The following is a 22,706-nucleotide window of genomic DNA, read 5'->3' as shown; positions in this document are numbered from 1 at the left end:
GGGTGGGTTCGGGGGTGGGGGGATGAGGCCACGCGCGCGATGACCACCGGAGCCGCCACCCCGCCGCCGCCCCGCCGCGCCGCCACCTCCACCCCAGATCCCACCCCCGCGATCCCCACCCCCGCCCCTCACCCGGGCCGCCCATGAGCCAGGCCAGAACCACCTGGTTCACCGTGCCGCCGAGTCGGCGGTGGTGCGAACGCCCGCGTGCTCAGGCAGACGGCGCTGATCCAGGGCCGGTGGTCGCCCCCGAGCGTGCGCTGGTGCATGGCATGTCTCCCGGCGGTCCGCTCACGCAAGTGGTGCCGGCCCCTTGGGGACCGGCACCACGGACTCTGCCTCTTGGACTGCACACCGACGCAAGCCGGCCAACGGACTCACCGACGCCGGATCCCCGACGCCGGCTCACCGACGCGAGCTCACCGACGCCGGATCCCCGACGCGAGCTCACCCAGGGCCTACCCCCCGGGCCTACCACCCGGACCCGCGCCGCTCGAACGGCCGCTCACGCCCCCGCGTTGAGGAACAACCCGCCGTCCACGACCAGCGTCTGGCCGGTGATCCACCCCGCCGCGTCGGACAGCAGGAAGGCCGCCGCCCCGCCGATGTCCTCGGGGACGCCGAGCCGCGCCATCGGGTAGGCGGCCGCCGCCTCCTCCTCGCGGTCCTCGTAGAGCGCGGCCGCGAACTTGGTCTTGATCACGGCCGGCGCGATGGAGTTGACCCGCACCAACGGCGCGAACTCATGCGCCAGTTGCTGCGTCAGGTTGATCATCGCGGCCTTGCTGATGCCGTACGCGCCGATGAACGGCGAGGCGCTGAGGCCGGCGATCGACGCGATGTTGACGATCGCGCCGCCGTTCTCCTTCTGCCACGCGTGCCAGGTGCGCTGCGCGAGGCCGAGCGCCGAGATGACGTTGGTCTCGAACACCTTGCGGGCGACACCGAGGTCGAGGTCGGCGATGGGCCCGAACACCGGGTTCGTACCGGCGTTGTTGACGAGGTAGTCGACCCGGCCGAAGGTCTCCATCGCGCGCTCGACGGCGACGGCCTGGTGGGCCTCGTCGTGCGCCTTCCCCGCGACGCCGAGCGCCCGTTCCGCGCCCAGCTTCTCGACGGCCTCCTTGAGGGCGTCCTCGTTGCGCCCGGTGATGACGACCCGGTCACCGCGGGCGACCAGCGCCTCCGCGATGCCGTAGCCGATCCCGCGGCTGGCGCCGGTCACCAGCGCCACCTTGCCGGAGGGCTCCGGGAGCCCGTTTGCCTGCTCGGTCATGTCCTGTACTCCTGTGGTCGGTGGGCGGTCAGTTGAGCGGGCCGCCGGCGACGTACAGGACCTGGCCGGAAACGAACCCCGCCGCTTCGCCGGTGAAGAAGGCGATCGCGTTGGCGATGTCCTCGGGCCGGCCGACGCGCTGGACCGGGATCTGGGTGGCGGCCGCGGCCTGGAAGTCCTCGAAGCCCATGCCCACGCGCTCGGCGGTGGCGGCGGTCATGTCGGTGACGATGAAGCCGGGGGCGACGGCGTTGGCGGTCACGCCGAACTTGCCGAGTTCGATGGCGAGGGTCTTGGTGAAGCCCTGCAGACCGGCCTTGGCGGCCGAGTAGTTGACCTGTCCGCGGTTGCCCAGCGCCGAACTGGAGGAGAGGTTCACGATCCGGCCGAACTTGGCGTCCACCATGTGCTTCTGGCAGGCGCGGGACATCAGGAACGCACCCCGGAGGTGCACGTTCATGACCGTGTCCCAGTCGCTCTCGCTCATCTTGAACAGCAGGTTGTCGCGCAGCACACCGGCGTTGTTGACGAGGACGGTCGGTGCGCCGAGCTCGGAGGCGACCCGGGTCACCGCCGCCTCGACCTGCTCGGCGTCCGAGACGTCACAGCCGATCGCGACGGCCTTGCCGCCGGCCGCGGTGATCTTCTCGACGGTGTCCTTGCAGGCCGCCTCGTCGAGGTCGAGGACGGCGACGGCGCGGCCCTCGGCGGCCAGGCGTACGGCGGTGGCCGCGCCGATACCGCGGGCCGCGCCCGTCACGATGGCGACGCGCTGCTCGGTGGTGGACATGCGGGTTCTCCTCACCTCGAAACCTCGACAAGCGGTCCGCCGCACCGATCCCATGGGTGAGCAACCGCTTAGTAGCCTGAGCAGGGCTGACGCTAGAAGCCCGGCCACCCGCTGTCAACGCCCCACCACCGCGCCGTTGCCGAGCTCACCTGCACCGCCCCGGCGGACGAGCTAAAACCGGACGGACGGACGAAAACGCATGAAAGGGGCGCCCGGCCCGGGAGGCGGGCCGGGCGCCCCTTCGGGGACGCATCCGGGTACGGGGGAATCCAGGTGGATACGGAATCCAGCTGGACGGCCGGGTGCAGGGGAGGGCCGGGTGTGTGCAGAATCCGGCTCAGCGGACCAGCAGGTCCAGCAGCCGCTCCGCCTCGGTGGTGGGATCGGCGGTCAGCCCGGTGTGCACCGGGCCGGGCTGGACGATGGTGCTGCGCGGGGCGATCAGCCAGCGGAACCGGCGCCCCGCGTCGTCCGCCGCGGCCTGTCCGGCCCGTTCACCGCCCGCGCAGATCCCTTCCACGGCGCCGAGCGCGGCGCGCACCCCCTCGACGTCGACCGTCGGGTCCAACGCCAGCAGCCGGGCCTCATCCAGATGGGTGCGGGCCTCGACGAAGCGCCGGGCGCGGCAGTACACCACCACACCGGCATTGATCATCTCGCCGCGCTCCACCCGGGGCACGACCTTCAGCAGGGCGTACTCGAAAACATCGCGTCCGTTGTGCAGACCGGTCACTTCACTGCCCTCCGAGGCAACTTTCCGGCCAGCCATGCCGGCGCCTGCGAGGGCTTGTCCTTGGTGGGCTCCCCGACGGTGATCCGATCGCTGATCGTACGGGCACGCGCCAGCAGCGTCGTCACGTACGCCTGGCGCAGCACGTCCGGGGAGTCGAATCCGGGCTCGTCGACGAGCCATTCGTCGGGCACGTCCGCCGTGATCTCGGTCAGCAGTTCCTCGGTGATCTGCGGGGCGAATTCCTCGGCCGCCGCCGCGAGGTCCGGACGGAACGTGGCGAGCACGTGGTCGGAGGCGTTGTACGGCCGGCTCGCTGCCTTTTCGGCGGTCGGCCAGTTGTGGTGCCAGATCATCGCGGCGCCGTGGTCGATCAGCCAGAGTTCGCCGTGCCAGACCAGCAGATTGGGATTGCGCCAGGACCGGTCGACATTGTTGATCAGCGCGTCGAACCAGACCACCCGGCCCGCCTCCCGCGCACTCACCTCGAACGCGAGCGGATCGAATCCCAGCGATCCGGGGAGGTAGTCCATGCCGAGATTGAGCCCGCCACTGGCCTTCAGCAGCTCCTGGACCTCCTGGTCGGGCTCGCTGAGGCCGATGACGGGGTCGAGCTGCATGCGGACCAGATCCGGCACCCGCAGTCCGAGCCGGCGGCCCAACTGCCCGCAGATCACCTCGGCGACGAGGGTTTTGCGTCCCTGTCCGGCGCCGGTGAACTTCATGATATAAGTTCCGAGATCGTCGGCCTCGACGATTCCCGGGAGCGATCCGCCCTCACGCAAAGGCGTGACATAGCGGGTCGCCATGACTTCGGTCAACATCCCCACAGGCTACGGCAGCGTTCCGCCACCCGTTATTCCTTTTCCGCCCGGTCCGGTACCGGTGCTCCGCGCTGCGCGGATTCCGACAGAAAGCCCCGGGGAAATCCCTCCGCGGAGCGCCCCGGCGGAATGCCCCGTGGAACGCCTTGGGGAATGCCTTGTGGAACGCCCCGTCGGCATCCCCGGGATGAGAGTGCAGCACACACACTGGAGGACAGCATCGTGAACCACCGTCCCATGGACGACAGCACCCCGGAACACGGCACCGCCGAACCCGCGCCCCTCACCGACCCCGCAGATTCCGTCAACTCCACTGCGTTTCCAGCCCAGTTCGCCCGCACCCGCCGCTTCTCCCTCGGGGTGCCCCGGCATTTCACCGTCTCCCCGGACGGCCGCCGGGTGCTCTTCGTCCGTACGGATTCGGGTACCGACCCCGTGGGCCGGCTGTGGCAGTACGAGGACGGTGCGGAACGGGTGCTGGCCGACCCGGCGCTCCTCGTGGGGGACGCGGCCGAAGCGCTCCCCGAGGAGGAGCGGCTGCGCCGGGAGCGCGCCCGTGAGAGGTCGGCCGGGGTGGTCTCCTACGCGGCCGACGACGCCGCGCGGCTGGTGGCGTTCGCGCTGTCCGGTGCGCTGTGGGCGGTGCGGACGGACGGGGGCGCGCCGTTCCCCGTCCCGGCGGCCGGTCCGGTGGTGGACCCCCGCCCTTCGCCCGACGGGCGGTCCATCGCCTATGTGAGCGGCCGCTCCCTCCACGTCGTCACCCTGGCCGGGGACGACCGGCAGCTGGCTCGCGCGGAGGGCCCCGAGGTCTCCTACGGGCTCGCCGAATACGTGGCGGCCGAATCCATGGGCCGGCTGCGCGGCTACTGGTGGGCCCCGGACAGTCGGCGCCTCCTGGTGGCGCGGGTCGACACCAGCCGGGTGGCGCGGCGTTACCTCGGCGATCCCGCGGATCCTGCCAGGCCGCCGCGGATGATCCGGTACCCGTCCGCCGGCACCGCCAACGCGGACGTCACGGTGCAGCTCGTCGCGCTGGACGGCGGGCGCGTGGAGGTCACCTGGGACCGCACGGCGTACGAGTACCTCACCGAGGCCGGCTGGGACGCGCACGGCCCGTTCCTTGCCGTGCAGAGCCGTGATCAGCGCACGGTCCGGCTGCTCGCGGTCGATCCGGTGACCGGGGCCACCGAGCTGCGGCACGAGCGGACCGATCCGGCCTGGGTGGAGCTCATACCGGGCACTCCGGCCCGTACCGCCTCGGGCGCACTGGTGGTCCCCGAGGACGACGGCGACACCCGCTATCTGGCCGTCGGTGGCCGACGGGTCACCCCGGAGGGGCTGCAACTCCGCGCCGTATTGGCGGTCGAGGGGGAACGGGTGCTCTTCACGGCGAGCGAGGACCCGCTGGAGACCCATGTGTGGAGCCATGAGCCCGGCATCGGCAACCGGCCGCTGAGCCGGGGGCCGGGCCGGTTCACGGCCACGGGGCGGGGAGGCACCGTAGTTGTCGAGGGGCAGACCCCGCACGGCAACGAGGTGAGCGTGCTGCGCGACGGCCGGCCCGCGGCGGGCATCACCTCGCTCGCCGAGACCCCGGCGGTCACCCCCCGGTCGGTCTTTCTCACCTTGGGAGAACGGGAGTTGCGCGCCGCCCTCCACCTGCCGTCGTGGCACCGGGAGGGCTCGGCCCGGCTGCCGGTGCTGCTCGACCCGTACGGCGGGCCGGGGCTCCAGGTGGTGGGACGGGGCCGGGGGTGGTTCACCTGTGTGTCGCAGTGGTTCGCCGAGCAGGGATTCGCCGTATTGGTGGCCGACGGGCGGGGCACGCCGGGCCGGGGGCCGGCCTGGGAGAAGGCGGTGCACGGCGACCAGCTCGGGCCGGTGCTGGAGGACCAGGTGGCCGCGGTACGGGAGGCCGCCGCGCGGTACCCGGACCTGGACCTGTCGCGGGTGGCGATCCGCGGCTGGTCGTTCGGCGGGTTCCTGGCGGCCGCCGCGGTGCTGCACCGCCCCGATGTGTTCCACGCGGCGGTGGCCGGCGCCCCGCCCACCGACCAGCGGCTGTACGACACCCACTGGAAGGAGCGGTTCCTGGGCCACCCGGAGGAGCGTCCGGACGCCTATGTGCGCTCCTCCCTGGCCGGGCACGGCCATCTGCTGACCCGTCCGCTGCTGCTCGTCCACGGGCTCGCGGACGACAACGTGGCGGCCGCGCACACCCTGCGCTTCTCGGCGGAGCTGCTCGCCGCGGGCCGGCCGCACAGCGTGCTGCCGCTGCCGGGGGCCACCCACATGCCGGCCGACGACAGGGTCAACGAGCAGCTGCTGCACTTCCAGCGGGACTTCCTGCGGGACGCGCTGTCGGCCGTCGGAGTGTGACCCGCCGACAAGAACGTCCCCGGATTTGAACGCGGCCGCCGAGGTCTCCGTATGGAGCTTGTGCAACGTCCATGGACCAGATCGCGCACCGAAGCACCACCAGGAACCGGAGGCAGACCATGGCACGACAGGCAGCAACGGGGCGGACGGAGACCGCGGGGACGGGGACGGGGACGGAGGAGACGGTTCCGGCACGGCCGTGCTGCGGAACGGCCCGGCGCACCGTGGTTGCGGCGGTCGGCGCGGCCGGCCTGACGGCGGCGCTCGCGGCCTGCGGCAACGATATGGCCGCTCCGGGCGGCGACGGCTCCAAGGCGGCGGACGGCAACGGCGCCACCGGGGCGGGCGGTTCGGAGGCCGGCGGTGGCGCCGGTCCGGCCGGCAAGGAGCTCGCCAAGGCGGCGGAGATCCCCCAGGGCGGCGGCAAGATCTTCAAGGCGGAGAAGGTCGTGGTCACCCAGCCGCAGAGCGGCGAGATCAAGGCGTTCTCCGCGGTCTGTCCGCATGCGGGATGCGTGGTCAATGAGGTCGCCGACGGCACCATCAACTGCCCGTGCCACGGCAGCAAGTTCGACATCACCGATGGCAGCGTGAAGCACGGCCCCGCCACCAAGGGCCTGGCTCCGGCCAAGGTGAACGTCAAGGGCGGTACGGTCACGCTCGCCTGAGGCACGTCAACGGCCGGCTGAAGGGCGCGCCGCCGCTCGTCCGACGTGTGTCGGCGGTCCGTCGGTCCGGCCCGTCAGCGGGCGCGGCGCGGTCTCCGCCAGCTGGTCAGCACGTCCTCCGTAGTGGTGACGGTGGCGACCAGGGCGAGCGTGTGGCGGATCATCGCCGGGGTGTAGTCGGCGGGCACCCCGGCGATGGCGTCCGCGGGCACCACCGCCGTATAGCCGAGGTTGACCGCGTCGAACACCGTATTGGGGATCGCCACGTTCGCCGACACCCCGGTGACGACCAGCGTCCGGCAGCCGAGGTTGCGCAGCAGCGCGTCCACCTCGGTGCCGGCGACCGGCGACAGGCCGTGCAGCCTGCGCACCACCAGGTCCTTCTCGCCGACCGGTACGGGATCGGCGATGCGCACCGCGGTGGACCCGGCGAGTTGCTGGACGGACAGCTTCTCCGCGGCTCTGAACAGGCGCGCGTTACGGCTGGCGCCGCGCCCGTCGGGACGGCGCTCGGCCACCGCGTGCATCACCTGGACGCCCGCGTCGTGCGCGGCCGCCACCATGCGGGCGATGTTCGCCAGCGCCCCTGACGTGCGGGCGGCGTCGGCGAGTTCGGGCAGCGCGCTCTCCGGGCCGACGACGCCCCGCTGGCACTCGACGGTGAGCAGCACCGTCGAGGCCGGGTCGAGTTGCTCGCCGAGCCGTACGGCATCCGAGGGCATGGCAGGTCCTCCCGGTTCCGGTGGTCCGTTCCTGACGGCGTACTCCCCTGGCGGGCGCCCTTCGCTGCCGGGGCTCTTCGAGGCGGGCGAGGGTATCGGGCATTGCATCCGCCAGGAAGAGCGCCGATGATTTCTGACGCCCAGTCAGCTCGTCCCGGGCGGGCAGGTCCCGTCAGGGCAGTCGCAGCGGAGGCGATGACGGATGACCGAAACACAGCGGCGCGGGCGCCGGATCATGATGACGCCCGGCGAACTCGACGCGTTCCTCGCGGAGCAGCGCACCTGCCGGGTCGCGACGGTCGGCGGGGACGGGGCGCCGCACGTGGGGGCGCTGTGGTTCGCCTGGGACGGTGCCGCGCTGTGGCTCTATTCGATCACCCGCAGCAGGCGGTGGACCCAGGTCCGCAAGGACCCGCGGATCGCGGTGGTGGTCGACGACGGACACGCGTACGGCGAACTGCGCGGCGTGGAGCTGTCGGGCCGCGCGGAATGCGTCGGGGAGGCCCCGCGAACCGGTGAGCGCTGTGCCGAACTGGACGCTCCGGAGCGCCTGTTCGCCGGGAAGTACTTCGGGATGACCACGATGCCCCACGACGGCCGGCACGCCTGGCTGCGGCTGACGCCGGATTCCGTGGCGTCGTGGGACTTCCACAAGATCCCGGGCTGAGCGCCGGCCACGGCGAGGCGGCAGGGGCGGAGTCACCGACGGTGATCGCCGGACCCCATCGCGTTGTCAGTGGCGTCTGCGAGAGTGGTCTCGTCAGCCCGTACCGCGCCCGCGCAGGGTGCGAAGGCGGGACGGCCCGGTCGGGCGCGGCCGGGTGCCGACGAGACGAAGGAGATCCGGTGAACGTGCTCTTCCCCGCACTGCGCGAGGGTTCGCCCGCCCCCGCGCTGCGCTTCGGCGACCGCGCGCTGAGCCATCGACAGCTGGCGTCGGTGGCGGGCGCGCTGGCCGAGCGGATCGCCGGTGAGACCCGCATCGCGGTCTGGGCGACGCCGACGCTCGAAACCTCCGTGGGGGTGGTGGCCGCGCTGCTCGCCGGCGTGGCGGCCGTACCGGTGAATCCGAAGATCGGTGAGAGCGAGCTGGCGCACATCGTCGGCGACAGCACCCCCTCGCTGGTGCTGGCCGGGGCGGACGACGAGCTGCCGGGCCCGCTCGCCGCCCTGCCCCGCATCGACGTCGAGGCCACCGAGCCACCCGAGGAGCCCGGGCCCGCGCTGCCGCAGGAACCGGCCGACGAGACACCGGCGCTGATCGTCTACACCTCCGGGACGACCGGCCCGCCCAAGGGCGTGGTGCTCCCCCGCCGTGCCCTCACCCACACCCTCGACGCCCTCCAGGACGCCTGGCAGTGGACCGCCGACGACGTCCTGGTGCACGCCCTGCCGCTGTTCCACGTGCACGGCCTGATCCTCGGCGTCCTCGGACCTCTGCGCCGCGGCGGCAGCGTCCACCACCTGGGGCGTTTCAGTACGGAGGCGGTCGCCCGGGAGCTGTCCGGGGAGGGCACGATGCTCTTCGGCGTCCCGACGATGTACCACCGCCTGGCCGTGGAGGCGGGCCGGGATCCGGCCCTGGCGAAGGCGCTGTCGCGGGCCCGGCTGCTGGTCTCGGGGTCGGCGGCGCTGCCGCTGACCGATCACGAGCGGATCGCGGCGGCCTCCGGACGGCGGGTGATCGAGCGGTACGGCATGACCGAAACGCTGATGAACACCAGCGTGCGGGCCGACGGCCCGGAGGCCACGGGCACGGTCGGGGTGCCGCTGCCGGGGGTGTACGTCCGGCTGGTCGACGACGCCGGCCAGGCCATCGAGGGCGGGGACGGCGAGACGGTCGGGGAGATCCAGGTCCGCGGCCCGAACCTCTTCGTCGAGTACCTCAACCGCCCCGACGCCACCGCGGCCGCCTTCGACGGCGGCTGGTTCCGTACCGGCGACATGGCGGTCCGGGACGCCGCCGGCAACTACCGCATCGTCGGCCGCCGGGCCACCGATCTGATCAAGAGCGGTGGCTACAAAATCGGCGCGGGCGAGATCGAGAACGCGCTGCTGGCGCACCCCGGCGTCGCCGAGGCGGCCGTCACCGGTGTCCCCGACGAGGACCTCGGTGAGCGGATCGTCGCCTGGGTCGTGGCCGAGCGCGGCCCGGAGGCCGGCCCGCCGCCGTCCGCCGAGGAGCTCGCCGACCATGTCGCCCGTCAGCTCGCGCCGCACAAACGGCCGCGCACCGTGCACTTCCTGGACGCGCTGCCGCGCAACGACATGGGCAAGATCCTGAAGCGAGAGCTCCATGCATGACGGCGGGGGCGGTAGGGGCGACCCGATCGGCGCGGGTGCGGGCGCGGCAGGAGCGGGTACGGGCGGCGGCGTGCCGAAGCCGTGTGCGCGCCTGACGGCTCGTCAGGCGCTGGCGGCGGTCGCGGACACGTACACCGAGTTGCCGGTGCCGCCGGCCACTGCCTCGCCGGGCCCGGACGGGCCGCTCGGCTGGCCCGGTTACGACGCCGCCCGGGCCCGCGCACGTACGGCGACCGGCGAGGACGAATCGGTGGTCACGGCCGTGGCCGACCTCGCCGGGGCCCAAGCGGTCGTGCTCTCCTTCGAGTTCCGCTATCTCGGCGGCTCGCTGGGCGAGCGCACCGGCGACCGTCTGGAGGCGGCGTACGCCGAGGCCCGGAAGCGGCGGCTGCCGGTCGTCTCGCTGATCGCGACCGGCGGCAGCCGGATGCAGGAGGGCATGCGCGCGCTGAGCCAACTGCAGCGGGTGGCCCGGCAGTCGGCGCTGCACCAGGCCGCCGGACTGGCGCAGCTCGCCGTGGTCCGCGATCCGACCACCGGCGGCGGCTGGGCCACGCTCGGGGCGGCCGCCGATGTGATCCTCGCGCTGCCCGGGGCGCAGATCGGGTTCGCCGGCTCGCGGGTGCGCCCTCCGGACGCCGACCCGTCCGCGTACTCCGCCGAGGGGCAGTTCGCCGCCGGGCAGGTCGACGCGGTCGTGCCGCCCGACCGGTTGCGGGGCGCGCTGCGGCGGTGGCTGCGGCTGCTCGCTCCCGCGGGCCGCCCGGCCGGCGCCGATGCCACGCCCGCACCCCCGCCGGCCGCGCTCGGCGCTTCGGGGCTGCCGGAGACCGGCTGGGATGCGGTGGTGCGCGCCCGTGCGGCCGGGCGGCCGCGCGCCGAGGCGTACCTGCGGGCGTATTTCGACGACCGGGAGGAGCTCAGCGGCGACCGCTGTGGCGGCACCGACCCCGGTATACGGTGCGGCTTCGGCCGTCGTGAGGGCCGGACGATCGCCTTCGTGGCCCAGTGCGGCACGGCCACCCGCCCGGCCGGCTTCCGCACCGCGGCCCGGCTGGTCCGGCTCGCCGACCGGCTCGGCATACCCGTGCTCACACTGGTGGACACCCCCGGCGCCGCGAACGACGCGGTGGCCGAGCGGGCCGGTGCCGGAGCGGCGATCGCCGACGCCTTCGCGGCGCTGGCCACCACCGAGGTGCCGGTGACGTCCCTGCTGATCGGCGAGGGCGGTTCGGGCGGCGCGCTCGCCCTCGCCGCCCCGGGCCGGCTCTGGGCCACGCCGGACAGCTACTTCTCGGTGATCGCCCCGGAACTGGCCGCCGCCATCCTCAAACGCGACGAAGGGCAGGTGCACGACACCGCCGAACAACTCCGCATCCGTCCCCAGGACTTGCTGGAGCTGGGCATCATCCGCGGAATCGTGCCGCCGGCCGGATACGGGGCGACGGACCGGGAGGGGGTAACGGACCGGGAGGGGGTAACGGACCGGGAGGGGACGACGGACCGGGAGGGGACGACGGACCGGGACGGCTGAGGCCGTTGAAAGCCCCGTGCAGCGCCGAAAGCCCCGTTCAGCCGGCCTCGACCTGCTCCGCGGCCGTCCGCAGCGCGCCCACCGCGGCGCGGATCGAGGGCCTGCGGTCCGCGTCCGCGCGCCAGATGGCGTACACATGGCGGCGCATCGTGTGGCGTACGGGCACCACGCTCACCCCGTCGGGCACCGGTCCGCGGCCCAGGCGGGGCGCCACCGCGACGCCGAGTCCGGCCGCGATCAGAGCGAGCTGAGTGCCGTGCTCCTCCGCCATATGGGCGATGCGTGGTTCGATGCCCTTGCTGCGCAGCGTGAACATCAGCCATTCGTTGCAGAACTCCCCCTGCGGCCAGGAGATCCACTCGTCCTCCGCGAACTCCTCCAGTTCCACGGAGCTGCGCCGGGCCAGCGGATGCGTGGCCGGCATCGCCACATCGGCCGGGTCGTCCAGCAGCGGCGACTTCGCCAGCCCGTCGGGGAGGGACAGCGGGCGGTTGTACCAGTCCAGGACCACGGCCAGATCGATGTCGCCGCGCACCACCCCGCGCACCGACTCGTCCGGCTCCATCTCGGTCAGACGCGCGCGCAGCTGAGGATGCTCGGCGCGCATCCCGGCGAGCGCGGCCGGGAAGAGCCCGCGCGCCGCGGTGGGGAAGGCACCCATCCGCAGCTCGCCGACCGCCTGGCCGCGGTGCGCCTCCAGCTCGGCCTGGGCGAGTTCGACCTGGGAGAGGATGCGCACCGCGTGGTCGGCGAGCAGCCGTCCGGCGTCGGTCAGCCGCACCCCGCGCCCGTTCTTCGCCAGCAGCTGCTGCCCGGTTTCCCGTTCCAGCTTGGCGATCTGCTGGGAGACGGCCGAGGTGGTCACATGCAGCCCGTCCGCGGCCGCGCTGACCGATCCGTGGCGGGCGACCGCGCTCAGCGTCCGTAGGCGATCCAGGTTCAACATATAAGCAATGCTACGCGATACCTGCCACAAAAACTCGCTTGTGCTACTAAGTTGCATCCGCCATCTTGAGTGTCATGACCAGCGCCACCAGCACTTCCGTCGCCTCCGTCAGCCCCGACACGGCCACGGACACCACCACCTCCACGCCCCAGCGGCCCGTCGCCGTGACCCGGCCGCGCGCCCGCGGCTGGCAGGTCCGGTTCGCGATCCTCTCGCTCATCTGGGGCTTCAGCTTCCTCTTCATCAAGGTGGGCACCCAGGCCTTCGCGCCCTTGCAGGTCACGCTCGGCCGGGTGACGTTCGGCGCGCTGGTTCTGCTGACCATCCTCATGATCAAGCGCGAGCGACTGCCGCGCTCCGCCCGCACCTGGGGGCATCTCGCGGTCGCCGCGTTCTTTCTCAACGTGCTGCCGTTCTCCCTCTTCGCCTACTCCGAGCTGACCATCCCCTCCACCCTGGCCGGCATCTGCAACGCCACCTCGCCGCTGTGGGGCATGGCGCTGTCGGTCGTGGCGCTCTCCGAGGACCGCCCGACCCGGCGGCGGGTCGCCGGTCTCGGCATCGGCTTCCTGGGCGTGCTGACCGTGCTCGGCGCCTGGCAGGGTTTCGCCGGTACGGATCTGACCGGCACCGCGATGGCGCTCGGTGCCTCGCTCTGCTACCCCATCGGCTGGATCTACGTCCGCCGCACCCTGGCCGGCGCCTCGCACTCCCACCTGTCGATGTCCAGCACCCAGTTGCTGCTGGCCACCGCCCAACTCGCCGTCGTCACCCCGCTGTTCACCACCGCACCGACCGGTTACCCGATCCTCCCGCTGCTCGCGGTCTTCGCACTCGGCGCGCTGGGCACCGGCTTCGCCTTCCTCCTCCAGTACGGCCTGGTCGCCGAGATCGGCCCCACCACGGCACAGATGGTCACCTACTTCGTCCCCGTGATCGCCACCGCCGCCGGGGTCGCCCTCTTGAACGAGCGGCTCAGCTGGAACACCCCGGTCGGCGCCCTGATCGTGCTGGCCGGCGCGGCCCTCACCCAGGGCAAGCCCCGCACGCCGACGACCCGCCGCTCCACCCCCACCGACTGAACCGCCGGCCCGTTGCCCCTCTCCGGAGGTCAACGGGCCGACGCCCTACGACAATTCGCGCGCCATACCCAGCTGAGGGATGAAGGAATACACCCCTGGGCCTCTGCGCCCCTGGGCGGGAGCGCGAAGCGAGGCGTCGCGGGCGGGCGGGAACGGGGCGTCTGGTGTGCCCCCCGTGCTCAAGCGGCCCGCGGAACGGCCACCGGAGGAGGGAGGGCGCGAGGACGCAGGATCCCCGTCGTCCTCCAGGGGGAAGCGGATCCCTGTCGGCCTCCCGGGGGGGAGAGAGCACCGCCCACTCCGGCCGCGCACTCCCGCCAGGCTCGCCGTGGACCGCCTACAGCGGTGGCTGGTAGGGACGCCGGAACCGCAGCTTCGGACACGGCAGCACCGCCGGCCTGTCCGCGCCTGCCGATTCCTGGGCGCCCGGGGCCCTGCACCGTTCAGGTCACCGGCTGACGGCGGGCCTGCCCTGTACCGCAGTCGGCCGCCCGGGCGCAGAACGGGGCGTCCGCCAACTATGGTTCGCTACGGCCGTGTGCCGGTCCGTCGGCCTCCACACCGAGCGGCTCCTCTCCCGTAGCGCACCCCCTACTCGTATCGCCACTCATATCGCCACTCGTCTCGTCACTCGTCTCGTCACTCGTACCGTCGTGGCTCACCCGCCCCCGTGGCCGCGGCGACCGCGTCGGCGATCGGCTCGATGTCGCCGCGGGACAGCTGGGAGACGGTGATGCGGATTCCCGGTGGGGAGTGCAGCCGGAAGCGCGCACCGGGGGCGACCGCCCAGCCGGAATGCAGTAGCCGGGCCACCGCTCCGGTCTCGTCCGGGACCGGCACCCAGACGTTCATCCCGCTGCGTCCTCGCGCCGGCACCCCGCGCTCGGCCAGCGCCCGTATCAGCGGGTCCCGGCGCCGGCCGTACGCGCCGGCCACGGCCGTCGGGTCGACCGCGGACGTCTGCCACAACTGCACGACCGTGTCCTGGAGCAGATGGCTGACCCAGCCGGGGCCCAGCGCCTGCCGTCCGCGCACGCGGTCGACGGTCACCGCGTCGCCGGTGAGCACCGCCAGGCGCAGATCCGGTCCGTAGGCCTTGGCCGTCGAACGGACCAGCGCCCAGTGGTCGGTGACACCGGAGAGCGGATGGAGCGGGAGATCGACGATGCCGTGGCCGTGGTCGTCCTCGATGAGGAGGACGCCGGGGTGGTCGGCGAGGAGCGCGCGGAGCTCAGCGGCGCGGGCGGCCGTCACGGCGGCGCCGGTGGGGTTCTGCGCCCGGTCCGTGATGACGACCGCACGGGCACCGTCCTCCAGCGCCTGCGCCAGCCGGGCGGGCAGCGGCCCTTCGTCGTCCACGCCCACCGGCACGGGCCGCAGTCCGAGCGCCGGGACGAGATCCAGCAGGCTGCCCCACCCGGGATCTTCCACGGCCACGTGGTCGCCGGGCCTCAGATGGGTGGCGAGCACCCGCTCTATGGCATCGAGTGAGCCACTGGTGACGGTGATCGGGCCCTCCGCCACGCCGTCGTCGGCGAAGGCCGAACGGGCCAGGGCGGCCAGCTCCTCGTCGACGGCCGGGGTGCCGTAGAGCACCGGCCGCCGGGAACTGCGCGCCGCGGCGGCGGCCAGCGCCCGTTCGAGCGGGGGCAGCAGGGACGGGTCGGGGTTGCCGTCGGAGGTGTCGCGAACCCCCGGGGGCACCTCCACCCGCAACGCCTCGCGGGGCGTACTCGCGGGACGCGGGCGTACCCGGCTGCCGCGGCGACCCGCGGTTTCGATCACTCCCCGGTCGCGGAGCGTGCGGTACGCGGCCGCGACCGTATTCGGATTGACCTCTAGATAGACGGCCAACTCCCTGAGCGGGGGCAGGACTTCGCCTGGTTGGAGCTCGCCTGCACCGATGGCTCGCTCGACGCTGGCGGCAATGTCCGATGCGCGCCGCCCTTCGATCCGATACTCTCCTAGCACAAACTCGATTATGCACTAGTGCAATGGAGCTGGCAATGGCCTCTGCCGAGTCGTACGCGCCGAGCGACCTCACGACCCCGACCCGCGCCCGCGAGCGCGCCGCCTATGACCACGAGACGGTGCACGCCATCCTCGACGAGGGCTACGTCTGCCACCTGGGCTTCGTCCGCGACGGTTCGCCGGTCGTCCTGCCGACGCTCTACGGCCGGGTCGGCGACCGCCTCTACCTGCACGGTTCGACCGGCTCCCGGCCCCTGCGGATGGCCGGCGGGTCCACGGACCCGGGCCTTGAGGTCTGCGTCACGGTCACCCATGTCGACGGCCTGGTGCTGGCCAGGTCCGCCTTCCACCACTCCATCAACTACCGCTCGGTCGTGGTGCACGGCACCGCGTACCAGGTGACCGACGCGGAGGAGAAGACGACCGCCCTGGACGCGCTGGTCGATCACGTCCTGCCCGGACGCGCCGCGGACTCCCGCCCCGGCAACGCCAAGGAGCTGGCCGCCACCGCCGTGATCCGCCTTGACCTGCGCGACGTCTCCGCCAAGGTCCGTACCGGCGGTCCCAACGACGAGCCGGAGGACCTCGCGCTGCCGTATTGGAGCGGGGTCCTTCCCGTGGCACCGGTGTACGGCGCCCCCATACCGTCCGACGACCTCGCGCCCGGCATCCCGGAGCCGGCGTACCTCACTGCCCGCTGAGGAGCATCCGTGCTGATACACCCCTGGGACGCCCCCACCGACGACGCCGAGTGGCAACGCTGGCTCGCCGCACACGACTTCGGCCAGCTGGCCGCCAACGGACGGCCCGGTGAACCGCCGCTGGTACAGCCCCTGCACTTCGCCTACGACCCGGACCGCGGCGAGGCGGTGACGCATCTGGCCCGCCCGAATCCTCTCTGGGAGGCGCTGTCGGACCATCCGCAGGTACTGCTGAGCGTGGTGGACGACTACACCTTCATTCCCGGCCCCTGGCAGGCCGAGGAGGGCAAACCGCCCGAGCACGGCGTCCCCACGAGCTTCTACGCCGCGGTCCAGCTGAGCTGCACGGCCCATGTCGTGGACGATCCGGAGGCGAAGGCGGCGCTGCTGCAACGGCAGATGGGTCACTTCCAGCCCGAGGGCGGCTCGGCCCCGGTCACCGCCGGTGAGGCACCGTACGGGCGGCTGCTCTCCGGCATCCGCGGTCTGCGCCTCGAAGTGCACGAGATCCGCGCCAAGTTCAAATACGGAGGGAAGCGGAGCGAGACGGTCCAGCACCGCATATCGGGACGCCTCGCCGAACGGAACGGCCCCGGCGACGCGGCCGCCCGCGCCCACCAGCAGCGACGCCTGGCGGCGGCCGGTGCGGTACCGAGGACGCCGGAACCCTGACCCGGATGGCCTGTAGAGGGATGGGGCCCGGCCGATGCCTCCGGCCGGGCCCCTCCTCGGCGTACGCAGCGGCGCCGTCGCCTCCGCCGTGGCCGTCGCCTCAGCCGGGCAGCCGGTGCAGTGGCCGACGGGGTCGCCACGGCGCTGCGCGGCTCCGTCACGGCCGGCGCGGCAACCGCCGTCAGCTGCACGCCCGTCCCGAACGCGGTCGGCGGGCTGAGCCGCTCACCGCGGAAGACCACCGCGATGGCGGCCGCCGACACCGGCTCGATCAGCGAAATCACCGAGGCAGTCGTCGCGCTTACGGCGGCCCGCCCCGCGAAGTTCAGCACGTAGCCGAGCGCGGTCGGCACCGCGGCCAGGTAACCCGTTAGCCAGAGGCTGCACACCAAGTCGTGCGCCTGGGGCCAGAGGCCCCCCGCCACCGCGAGCGGCAGCCGACAGACCGCACCCGGCCACGAAGGCGCCATTCGTCGAGGCGTACGGATCGCCGTCGCCGCTCATCGAGGCCTACGGATCGCTGTCGCCGCCCCTGCCCAGGCCTCCGGGTGCCAGCGTCATCGCGGCACAGCCGGCCGCGGACAGCAGGACGTAGGCGACACCGGCGGGACGGACGGTCGCGCCGCCTCCGTCGAGGACCGGGGCCGTCGGCCCGGCCAGCGCCCCGACGGCCGGCGCGCCGCCCGCGCCGAGCCGCTCCCCCACCGTCACGCGCGCCCCGATGCGAGGAGAACCGGTCCCGCCCCATGGTGACGACAGTGCCGACGGCCGGCCCGCTCGTCTGCACGGTGGCGAAGTAGGCGGTCTGGAAGACGGCCAGTGCCACGCCCGTCACGAGCGTGCGCAGTACGCCGCGGCGTACCGGCTCGTACGGGGCCGGAGCGGCGGGGGCCATCAAGCAGCGGGGCCGTCGAGCGGCGGCGCAGCAGCGTGCGCGGGGCGAGCAGCAGGACCACGCCGCCGAAGGTGCGCCAGAAGGTGAGGGCGATCGGCCCCAGTCCGCCGCCCGCCCCGGTGGAGGAGGGCGGCGGCCGCACCGTCGATGCGCCAGGCGGTGGCGGCGAACACCGCGTACAGCAGCCCCGTCCCACGGGACAGGGCGGGGGAGGAGGCCTGCGGGGGTGATGCTCCGAGAAGGTCCAGGTCGGCGTGGTGCGCCGAGGAAGGAATGCACCTCCCGTATGCAGGCAGCGGCGGGCAGCTCGGCAGTGGACCCGAGCCGGGACGTGCCCGGAGGCCGCCGTCCGACTTACGCGGCGGGCGGGGAGAACACAGTGACCTGCATGATCGATGCTCTAGGCGGCGGGCGATCCTGGCGGCAGGCCGTCCGCGGAACCCGCCGGCGCTCCTGCCCCGGCCGCGGCCACGCCACCGCCGTACGAGGTGGCATCGCCGTGGGCTTCCGGGGTCTCTCCCGCCGCCGCGGTCTCCCCCGGGCCGGTGGCCTCCCCCGAGCCCGCTCCTGCCACGACCAACGACTCGGTCGACTGCGGCTTGGCCAACTGCGCGATGAAGGCGCCGATTAGGACGACCACCCCACCCAGGATCTGCGGAGCGGAGAGGTGTTCACCGAGCAGCACCCAGGCCAGTACGGTCGCGATGACCGCCTCCAGACAGGCGACGACCCCGGCCACCTGGGGCGAGAGCCGGCGGATCGACACCACTCCGGTCAGATAGGCCGCCACCGTTGCGACCAGCACGATCCAGGCGAGCAGCAAGGCGGCGGGCACCTGGGTGCCGTTCATGTCCGCACCGCCGCCGAGGACCGTCCAGTCGAGTTCCCAGGGGCGCGCGATCACGGTGAGGATGACGGCGCCGATCAGCAGGCCGTAGGCGATCACCCCGAGCGGGTCCGCCGTGTCCTCGCCGTCGCTGCCGTGGTCGGAGAGCACGAAGTAGCCCACCTGGCAGCAGGCCGCCCCCAGCGCGAGCGCCAGGCCGAGCGCGTCGAAGCTCAGCCCGGACCAGATTTCGACGACACAGGCGAGACCGCCGACGGCGAGCACCACACCGAGCGCCGCGGCACGGGTGACCGGCCGCTTCTGCACGAAACGGACCCAGCCGAGGACGAGCGCCGGCGCCAGGTATTCGACCAGCAGGGCCACGCCCACGGGGATGCGGGAGAGCGCGGCGAAGTAACACGCCTGCACACCGGCGACGGCGAGCAGCCCGAAGCCCACGAGCAGGGCGGGCCGGCGGCGCGGCAGATCACGGTGGCGCCAAGCCACCGGCAGCATGACCAGCGCCGCGCCGGCGACCCGGAGCCAGGTGACGTGCAGCGGTTCGAGACCGGCCGTGATCAGGGGTTTGGCGGCCACGCCCGAGCCGCCGAAGGCGAGCGCCGACAGCAGGGCGATACCGACGCCGGCACCACGTCCCCGCTGCGCACCGCCCCGGCTCCCGTCGAGCGCGGACGATCGCTGGTCCGGCCAGGATCCTGCCGTTCCCTGGCCCGGGCCGGCCGCTCGACCTGCCGGGCTCCCTGATGACGCGTGCATCGGGTCATCATGACAGCCGCCGTCAGCAGCGCAACCCCCGAGACCCCTGTCAGTCCTGGCCGGGGCGGTCCCCGTCCAGACGGGCGGCGAGCCGGGCGGTGTCGACGGAGGCCCGGCGCAATACCTCAACGGCTCGCGATTCGGGATCGTCGACGAGAGCGGCGAGCAGATCGAGGCAGCCGGCGCGGGTGTCGTAGCGAGCGTGCGCACGGTCGAGGGCGCCGTCCATGGCGGCGGCTGCGGCCGGTGACCATCCGGGGACACCGGCTTCGGTGACCACCGGAACGGCGCCCGAGTCCTCGACCGTGCCGAGCCACTGGAGTCCGTAGCCGATGCTGCGCTGGACGAGATAGCCGAGCAGCCGGGCCACCTGCGGTCCGCCGTCGAAGGCCGCGCGTACGGCGGGGTCCGACTCCAGGAGACCGTGCAGCAGATGCGCGGTGTCGACCTGCCGGTCACCATCCCGGGTGGCCCGTCTGCGGGCCGCGGAGACCACCGATGCGAGCTCGACGGTGAGCCTGCTGTCGAGGTCCTCCCGGACGGAGTCGTCGGCTCCGCTATACGCAGTACGGTTTTGCACAACCCCACCCCACCACCCCCTGAACGCCCGGGCATCCCCGCCGGGAAGCATTTGCGCATCCCACGCTGGTTGGGGATACCGCCCCGGTGTCTCCTCCTCAGGGAGGAGATAAGGCGGAGAGAATATGCAGGTTTCGTGGAGGTCGGACATCCCGGACCAGCGCCTCCCCCTCCCGCGAACATCCCCTGACGGCAGTACGGCCTGTCACCCAGTACGGTCTGCGGCCCAGCATGGTCGACCATCCCGCCAAACTGACGACCCATCAGAATTAAGCGTCGTCGGTATTGAACCTTCCTCCCCTCCCGGCTACGTTCCGCGGCACCAGCCAGGACCGCCACCGGAGGGGTGATCGCATGGCCGAAGTCACCGCACAGGCCCGCATCAAGGCACCGACCGAGACGGTCTGGAACCGGCTCACCGACTTCGATGCGTACGGGCAGTGGAACGCCACCCACACGTCCTTCCCGAAGGGCGGCCCGGAAACGCTGGAGGTGGGCGCGGCCTACGAGGAGAACATGAAGCTGATCGGCTTCCCCGCCGAGGTCACCTGGACCGTACGAGCACTGGAGCCGGGCCGGTTGCTCGACATTGCGGGCAAGGGCCCCATGGGCGTGAACCTCGAGATGCGTTACGCCCTGACACCGGACGGCGAGGCGACCACCGTTCAGATCGACGGGTCGTTCACAGGTGCCGCGGTCTCCCTGATGGCAGGCAAACTCAAGGACTCGGCGAGCGCCGCACTGAACGAGTCCCTACGCAAGCTCGCCGACCTGCTCGCCTGAGCCCCGGCACCGGGCGCCCGCCCCCCGGCGCCCGGCACTCGAACCGACGCCCCCCTCAACGCGCCCCCGACGCCGGCCCCCTCCTACGGGGAGCCCTGCGGCATCAGTCCTCTTCGGCGAGGATCAGATACAGCTCCTTGCGGGCCTTGTTGACCACCGCCATGGCCTTCTCCCGCTGCTCCGGGCTGCCAGTGGCCCACACCTGCCGGAATGCCTCGACCAGGCCGCCGCCCGCCTTGCGTATCTCATTCATCGCCTCCCAGTCGACACCGCGGCCGGCGTCCTCCCAGGGGGCGTCCGAGCCGCTGTCGGCCTCGGCGCGTCCGGCCTCGGTCAGCGAGAACAGCTTCTTGCCACCCTCACTGGCACTGGCGATCAGCCCCTCGTCCTCGAGGAGTTGCAGGGTCGGATAGACAGAGCCGGGACTGGGCTTCCACGCCCCGCCGCTGCGCTCGGCGATCTCCTGGATCATTTCGTAGCCGTGCATCGGGCGATCCTTGAGCAGCGCCAGTATCGACGCGCGCACATCCCCGCGCCGGGCCCGGCCGCGCGGGCCGCCACGGCCCCGGCCGCCCCCGAAGGGCGGACCTCCGAACGGCGGGCCGAAGGGACCGAAGGCGGAGCGTCGCCGCTCCCAGCCACCCCCGAAGTCCCCCCGACCGCCGCGGGGCCCGGCCCCGTAGCGCTCGTGCCGGTGATCGTGTCCGTGATCGTGTCCTTGGGAACGCATGGCGACGTCCTCCATTTCTTTCGTTGATCGGTCGCGATGCTTCAACGATATATCGGGACTGTTCGGCGAAGCAAGACCCGAGCTACATCCGATTCGACGAGAGCAGCGCCCGGGCACGTCAGCGCATCCGCCGCTTCCCCGCCGCCCTGCCTCCACGTCGGCCCGCCCGCCCGATGGGCGGGGACCGGTCCGTGTCCACCAGTCCGCTCGGCTCACCGACACCCCATCCCGGTCCAATTTCCCGGGATTGGCCTTGGCCTGCAGCTGGGTGGCCCCTCTACGCTCGCGCTCATGAGGATTCGCATCGTCGACGCCTTCAGTGAGCGTCCGTTCGCCGGCAACCCCGCGGGAGTCCTGCTCCTCGACTCCGACGCCTTTCCCGAAACGGACTGGCTGCAGCAGGTCGCAAGGGAGGTCAACCTCTCCGAAACCGCCTTCGCGCACCCGCTGCCGGAGGGCGGTGACGCCGACTGGGCATTGCGCTGGCTCACCCCGGCCGCTGAGGTGAACATGTGCGGGCACGCCACTTTGGCCACCGCGCATGTTCTGCACAGCACCGGGACCGCCACCGGTACGGTCCGCTTCCGTACCCGCAGCGGGGTGCTGACCACGACGGCCGGCGACGACGGTGCGATCACCATGGACTTCCCTGCCGCGCCGCTCAGCCCGGTCGAGGTGCCGCCCGTGGTCGCGGACGCGCTGGGCGTCGACATCCTCTCGGCCCACGACACGGGCCCGAACGTCGGAGATCTGCTGGTCGAGCTGGCCGACGAGACGTCCGTGCGGGCCTTGGCCCCGGACCTCAAGGCACTGGCCGGGCACGGCGGCCGCGGGGTGATCGCCACCGCACGCGCCGAAGACCCGTCCGGCGGTTACGACTTCTTCTCGCGATGCTTCTTCCCTGCGGTCGGCATCGACGAGGACCCGGTAACGGGCAGCGCGCACACCGCTCTCGCCCCGTTCTGGTCGGCACGGCTGGGCCGCGACTCACTGGTCGGTCTGCAGGGTGCGGCGCGTACCGGCTACGTACGCACCGAACTGCGCGGCGACCGTACGCTGCTGACCGGTTCCGCGGTCACGGTGATCGACGGCGAACTACTGACCAAGGCCTGACCGGCCGTCTTTGCGCGGAGCGCCCCGGCCGGGTGGCAGGGGCGCGACGACGTCAGAGCGGGAGCCGGCCCGACCGTCCGTCGGGCACGGGTCCGGGAGGTTCCGGGAGCGGTCCCTGCGGCCGGCACGGGGCCGTCAGGACCCCGCCGCGCCCCGACCCGATCATCGGCTCCCCACACCCCCACAGACGCCGTCCGGGCCCTCCCACGCCGTCCGGGCCCTCCCACGTCGTCCGGGCGCTCCCACGTCGTCCGAGCCCTCCCAGGCCGCCACCCCTCCGCAGTCCCGCGGCCGCGCCACGCCGCGCCGGGCGTCCGCTCTGAGGCTTCCTCCCGGGCACGCGCGAAACCTCACGACTCCCCCCACCCCCGAACCCACCCCCCGGACCCACCCCCCGCACC

Annotated in this window: 22 protein-coding genes and 1 pseudogene; 11 read left to right on the top strand and 12 right to left on the bottom strand. The window is 72.8% G+C overall.

Going from position 1 to position 22,706, the window contains the following annotated elements:
- Window positions 1–505: 505 nt before the first annotated feature.
- From IG62_RS0137940 to IG62_RS0137925, 4 genes are all read right to left on the bottom strand, one after another.
- Window positions 506–1,276 (bottom strand): SDR family oxidoreductase, encoded by a 771-nt coding sequence (locus tag IG62_RS0137940; RefSeq protein ID WP_030814710.1) that lies wholly within the window; start codon window positions 1,274–1,276, stop codon window positions 506–508.
- A gap of 28 nt (window positions 1,277–1,304) precedes the next feature.
- The gene (gene fabG, locus IG62_RS0137935) at window positions 1,305–2,066 is read right to left on the bottom strand and encodes a 3-oxoacyl-ACP reductase FabG (protein WP_030814704.1); all 762 of its coding nucleotides are present in this window, start codon (window positions 2,064–2,066) and stop codon (window positions 1,305–1,307) included.
- Window positions 2,067–2,403: 337 nt separating this feature from the next.
- Window positions 2,404–2,835 (bottom strand): DUF3037 domain-containing protein, encoded by a 432-nt coding sequence (locus tag IG62_RS0137930; protein ID WP_051799168.1) that lies wholly within the window; start codon window positions 2,833–2,835, stop codon window positions 2,404–2,406.
- Window positions 2,796–3,620, bottom strand: coding sequence for a HipA family kinase (locus IG62_RS0137925; protein ID WP_030814700.1), 825 nt, complete (start codon window positions 3,618–3,620; stop codon window positions 2,796–2,798). The genes IG62_RS0137930 and IG62_RS0137925 overlap by 40 nt, the downstream gene beginning before the upstream one ends.
- A gap of 237 nt (window positions 3,621–3,857) precedes the next feature.
- On the opposite strand from IG62_RS0137925, the gene IG62_RS0137920 reads away from it, so the two are divergent.
- Together IG62_RS0137920 and IG62_RS0137915 are read left to right on the top strand one after the other, a co-directional pair.
- A complete protein-coding gene (locus IG62_RS0137920; RefSeq protein ID WP_078872492.1) occupies window positions 3,858–6,002 on the top strand; it encodes a prolyl oligopeptidase family serine peptidase in 2,145 nt (714 codons plus the stop codon).
- Window positions 6,003–6,121: 119 nt separating this feature from the next.
- The gene (locus IG62_RS0137915; RefSeq protein WP_078872493.1) at window positions 6,122–6,670 is read left to right on the top strand and encodes a Rieske (2Fe-2S) protein; all 549 of its coding nucleotides are present in this window, start codon (window positions 6,122–6,124) and stop codon (window positions 6,668–6,670) included.
- Window positions 6,671–6,744: 74 nt separating this feature from the next.
- Here IG62_RS0137915 and IG62_RS0137910 read toward each other — a convergent pair whose 3' ends face one another.
- Window positions 6,745–7,392, bottom strand: coding sequence for a cysteine hydrolase (locus IG62_RS0137910; RefSeq protein ID WP_030814692.1), 648 nt, complete (start codon window positions 7,390–7,392; stop codon window positions 6,745–6,747).
- Between the two features lie 202 nt (window positions 7,393–7,594).
- On the opposite strand from IG62_RS0137910, the gene IG62_RS0137905 reads away from it, so the two are divergent.
- From IG62_RS0137905 to IG62_RS0137890, 3 genes are all read left to right on the top strand, one after another.
- Window positions 7,595–8,059, top strand: coding sequence for a pyridoxamine 5'-phosphate oxidase family protein (locus IG62_RS0137905; protein ID WP_030814682.1), 465 nt, complete (start codon window positions 7,595–7,597; stop codon window positions 8,057–8,059).
- Between the two features lie 179 nt (window positions 8,060–8,238).
- A complete protein-coding gene (locus tag IG62_RS0137895) occupies window positions 8,239–9,696 on the top strand; it encodes an acyl-CoA synthetase (protein WP_030814679.1) in 1,458 nt (485 codons plus the stop codon).
- Window positions 9,689–11,230: a carboxyl transferase domain-containing protein gene (locus IG62_RS0137890; RefSeq protein WP_078872491.1), complete on the top strand. Its 1,542-nt coding sequence runs from the start codon at window positions 9,689–9,691 to the stop codon at window positions 11,228–11,230. The genes IG62_RS0137895 and IG62_RS0137890 overlap by 8 nt, the downstream gene beginning before the upstream one ends.
- Window positions 11,231–11,267: 37 nt before the next feature.
- Here the strand turns inward: IG62_RS0137890 and IG62_RS0137885 are convergent, their stop codons facing one another.
- Window positions 11,268–12,176: a LysR family transcriptional regulator gene (locus IG62_RS0137885; RefSeq protein WP_030814674.1), complete on the bottom strand. Its 909-nt coding sequence runs from the start codon at window positions 12,174–12,176 to the stop codon at window positions 11,268–11,270.
- A 74-nt stretch (window positions 12,177–12,250) separates the two neighbouring features.
- Here IG62_RS0137885 and IG62_RS0137880 point away from each other — a divergent pair, with 74 nt between their 5' ends.
- Window positions 12,251–13,258, top strand: a complete 1,008-nt coding sequence (locus tag IG62_RS0137880) for a DMT family transporter (RefSeq protein ID WP_030814673.1) — start codon at window positions 12,251–12,253, stop codon at window positions 13,256–13,258.
- Window positions 13,259–13,897: 639 nt separating this feature from the next.
- Here the strand turns inward: IG62_RS0137880 and IG62_RS0137875 are convergent.
- Window positions 13,898–15,229 carry an aminotransferase class I/II-fold pyridoxal phosphate-dependent enzyme gene (locus IG62_RS0137875; RefSeq protein WP_030814672.1) on the bottom strand — a complete coding sequence of 444 codons (1,332 nt, stop codon included), beginning with the start codon at window positions 15,227–15,229 and terminating at the stop codon, window positions 13,898–13,900.
- A gap of 35 nt (window positions 15,230–15,264) precedes the next feature.
- Here IG62_RS0137875 and IG62_RS0137870 point away from each other — a divergent pair, with 35 nt between their 5' ends.
- The 3 genes from IG62_RS0137870 to IG62_RS49320 all read left to right on the top strand — a co-directional run bounded on the left by IG62_RS0137870 (window position 15,265) and on the right by IG62_RS49320 (window position 16,938).
- Entirely contained in the window at window positions 15,265–15,930 is a 666-nt protein-coding gene (locus tag IG62_RS0137870) for a pyridoxamine 5'-phosphate oxidase family protein (protein WP_030814671.1), read from the top strand.
- 9 nt (window positions 15,931–15,939) lie between these two features.
- Entirely contained in the window at window positions 15,940–16,602 is a 663-nt protein-coding gene (locus IG62_RS0137865; RefSeq protein WP_030814669.1) for an FMN-binding negative transcriptional regulator, read from the top strand.
- Between the two features lie 120 nt (window positions 16,603–16,722).
- Complete coding sequence (locus IG62_RS49320) at window positions 16,723–16,938, top strand: hypothetical protein (RefSeq protein WP_063755430.1); 216 nt, start codon at window positions 16,723–16,725, stop codon at window positions 16,936–16,938.
- Here IG62_RS49320 and IG62_RS49315 read toward each other — a convergent pair.
- The 4 genes and pseudogenes from IG62_RS49315 to IG62_RS0137850 form a co-directional block, all read right to left on the bottom strand.
- Window positions 16,836–17,072: pseudogene (locus tag IG62_RS49315) on the bottom strand (EamA family transporter); the annotation flags it as partial. The gene IG62_RS49320 and the pseudogene IG62_RS49315 overlap by 103 nt on opposite strands.
- A 40-nt stretch (window positions 17,073–17,112) precedes the next feature.
- The gene (locus IG62_RS49310; RefSeq protein ID WP_063755429.1) at window positions 17,113–17,313 is read right to left on the bottom strand and encodes a hypothetical protein; all 201 of its coding nucleotides are present in this window, start codon (window positions 17,311–17,313) and stop codon (window positions 17,113–17,115) included.
- Window positions 17,314–17,897: 584 nt separating this feature from the next.
- Complete coding sequence (locus tag IG62_RS0137855; RefSeq protein WP_078872490.1) at window positions 17,898–19,100, bottom strand: EamA family transporter; 1,203 nt, start codon at window positions 19,098–19,100, stop codon at window positions 17,898–17,900.
- Between the two features lie 49 nt (window positions 19,101–19,149).
- Window positions 19,150–19,680 carry a Clp protease N-terminal domain-containing protein gene (locus IG62_RS0137850; protein ID WP_030814664.1) on the bottom strand — a complete coding sequence of 177 codons (531 nt, stop codon included), beginning with the start codon at window positions 19,678–19,680 and terminating at the stop codon, window positions 19,150–19,152.
- A 353-nt stretch (window positions 19,681–20,033) separates the two neighbouring features.
- On the opposite strand from IG62_RS0137850, the gene IG62_RS0137845 reads away from it, so the two are divergent.
- Complete coding sequence (locus IG62_RS0137845; RefSeq protein ID WP_030814662.1) at window positions 20,034–20,462, top strand: SRPBCC family protein; 429 nt, start codon at window positions 20,034–20,036, stop codon at window positions 20,460–20,462.
- 103 nt (window positions 20,463–20,565) lie between these two features.
- On the opposite strand, the gene IG62_RS0137840 is transcribed toward IG62_RS0137845, so the two are convergent.
- Entirely contained in the window at window positions 20,566–21,192 is a 627-nt protein-coding gene (locus IG62_RS0137840) for a PadR family transcriptional regulator (RefSeq protein ID WP_030814659.1), read from the bottom strand.
- Between the two features lie 291 nt (window positions 21,193–21,483).
- On the opposite strand from IG62_RS0137840, the gene IG62_RS0137835 reads away from it, so the two are divergent.
- The gene (locus IG62_RS0137835; RefSeq protein ID WP_030814655.1) at window positions 21,484–22,305 is read left to right on the top strand and encodes a PhzF family phenazine biosynthesis protein; all 822 of its coding nucleotides are present in this window, start codon (window positions 21,484–21,486) and stop codon (window positions 22,303–22,305) included.
- The last annotated feature ends 401 nt before the right edge of the window (window positions 22,306–22,706 follow it).

Source organism: Streptomyces sp. NRRL S-337 (assembly GCF_000720175.1).
GTDB lineage: Bacteria > Actinomycetota > Actinomycetes > Streptomycetales > Streptomycetaceae > Streptomyces > Streptomyces siderophoricus.
Note: the sequence above shows the minus strand (reverse complement) of the source record. Positions and strands in the feature narration are given on the sequence as shown.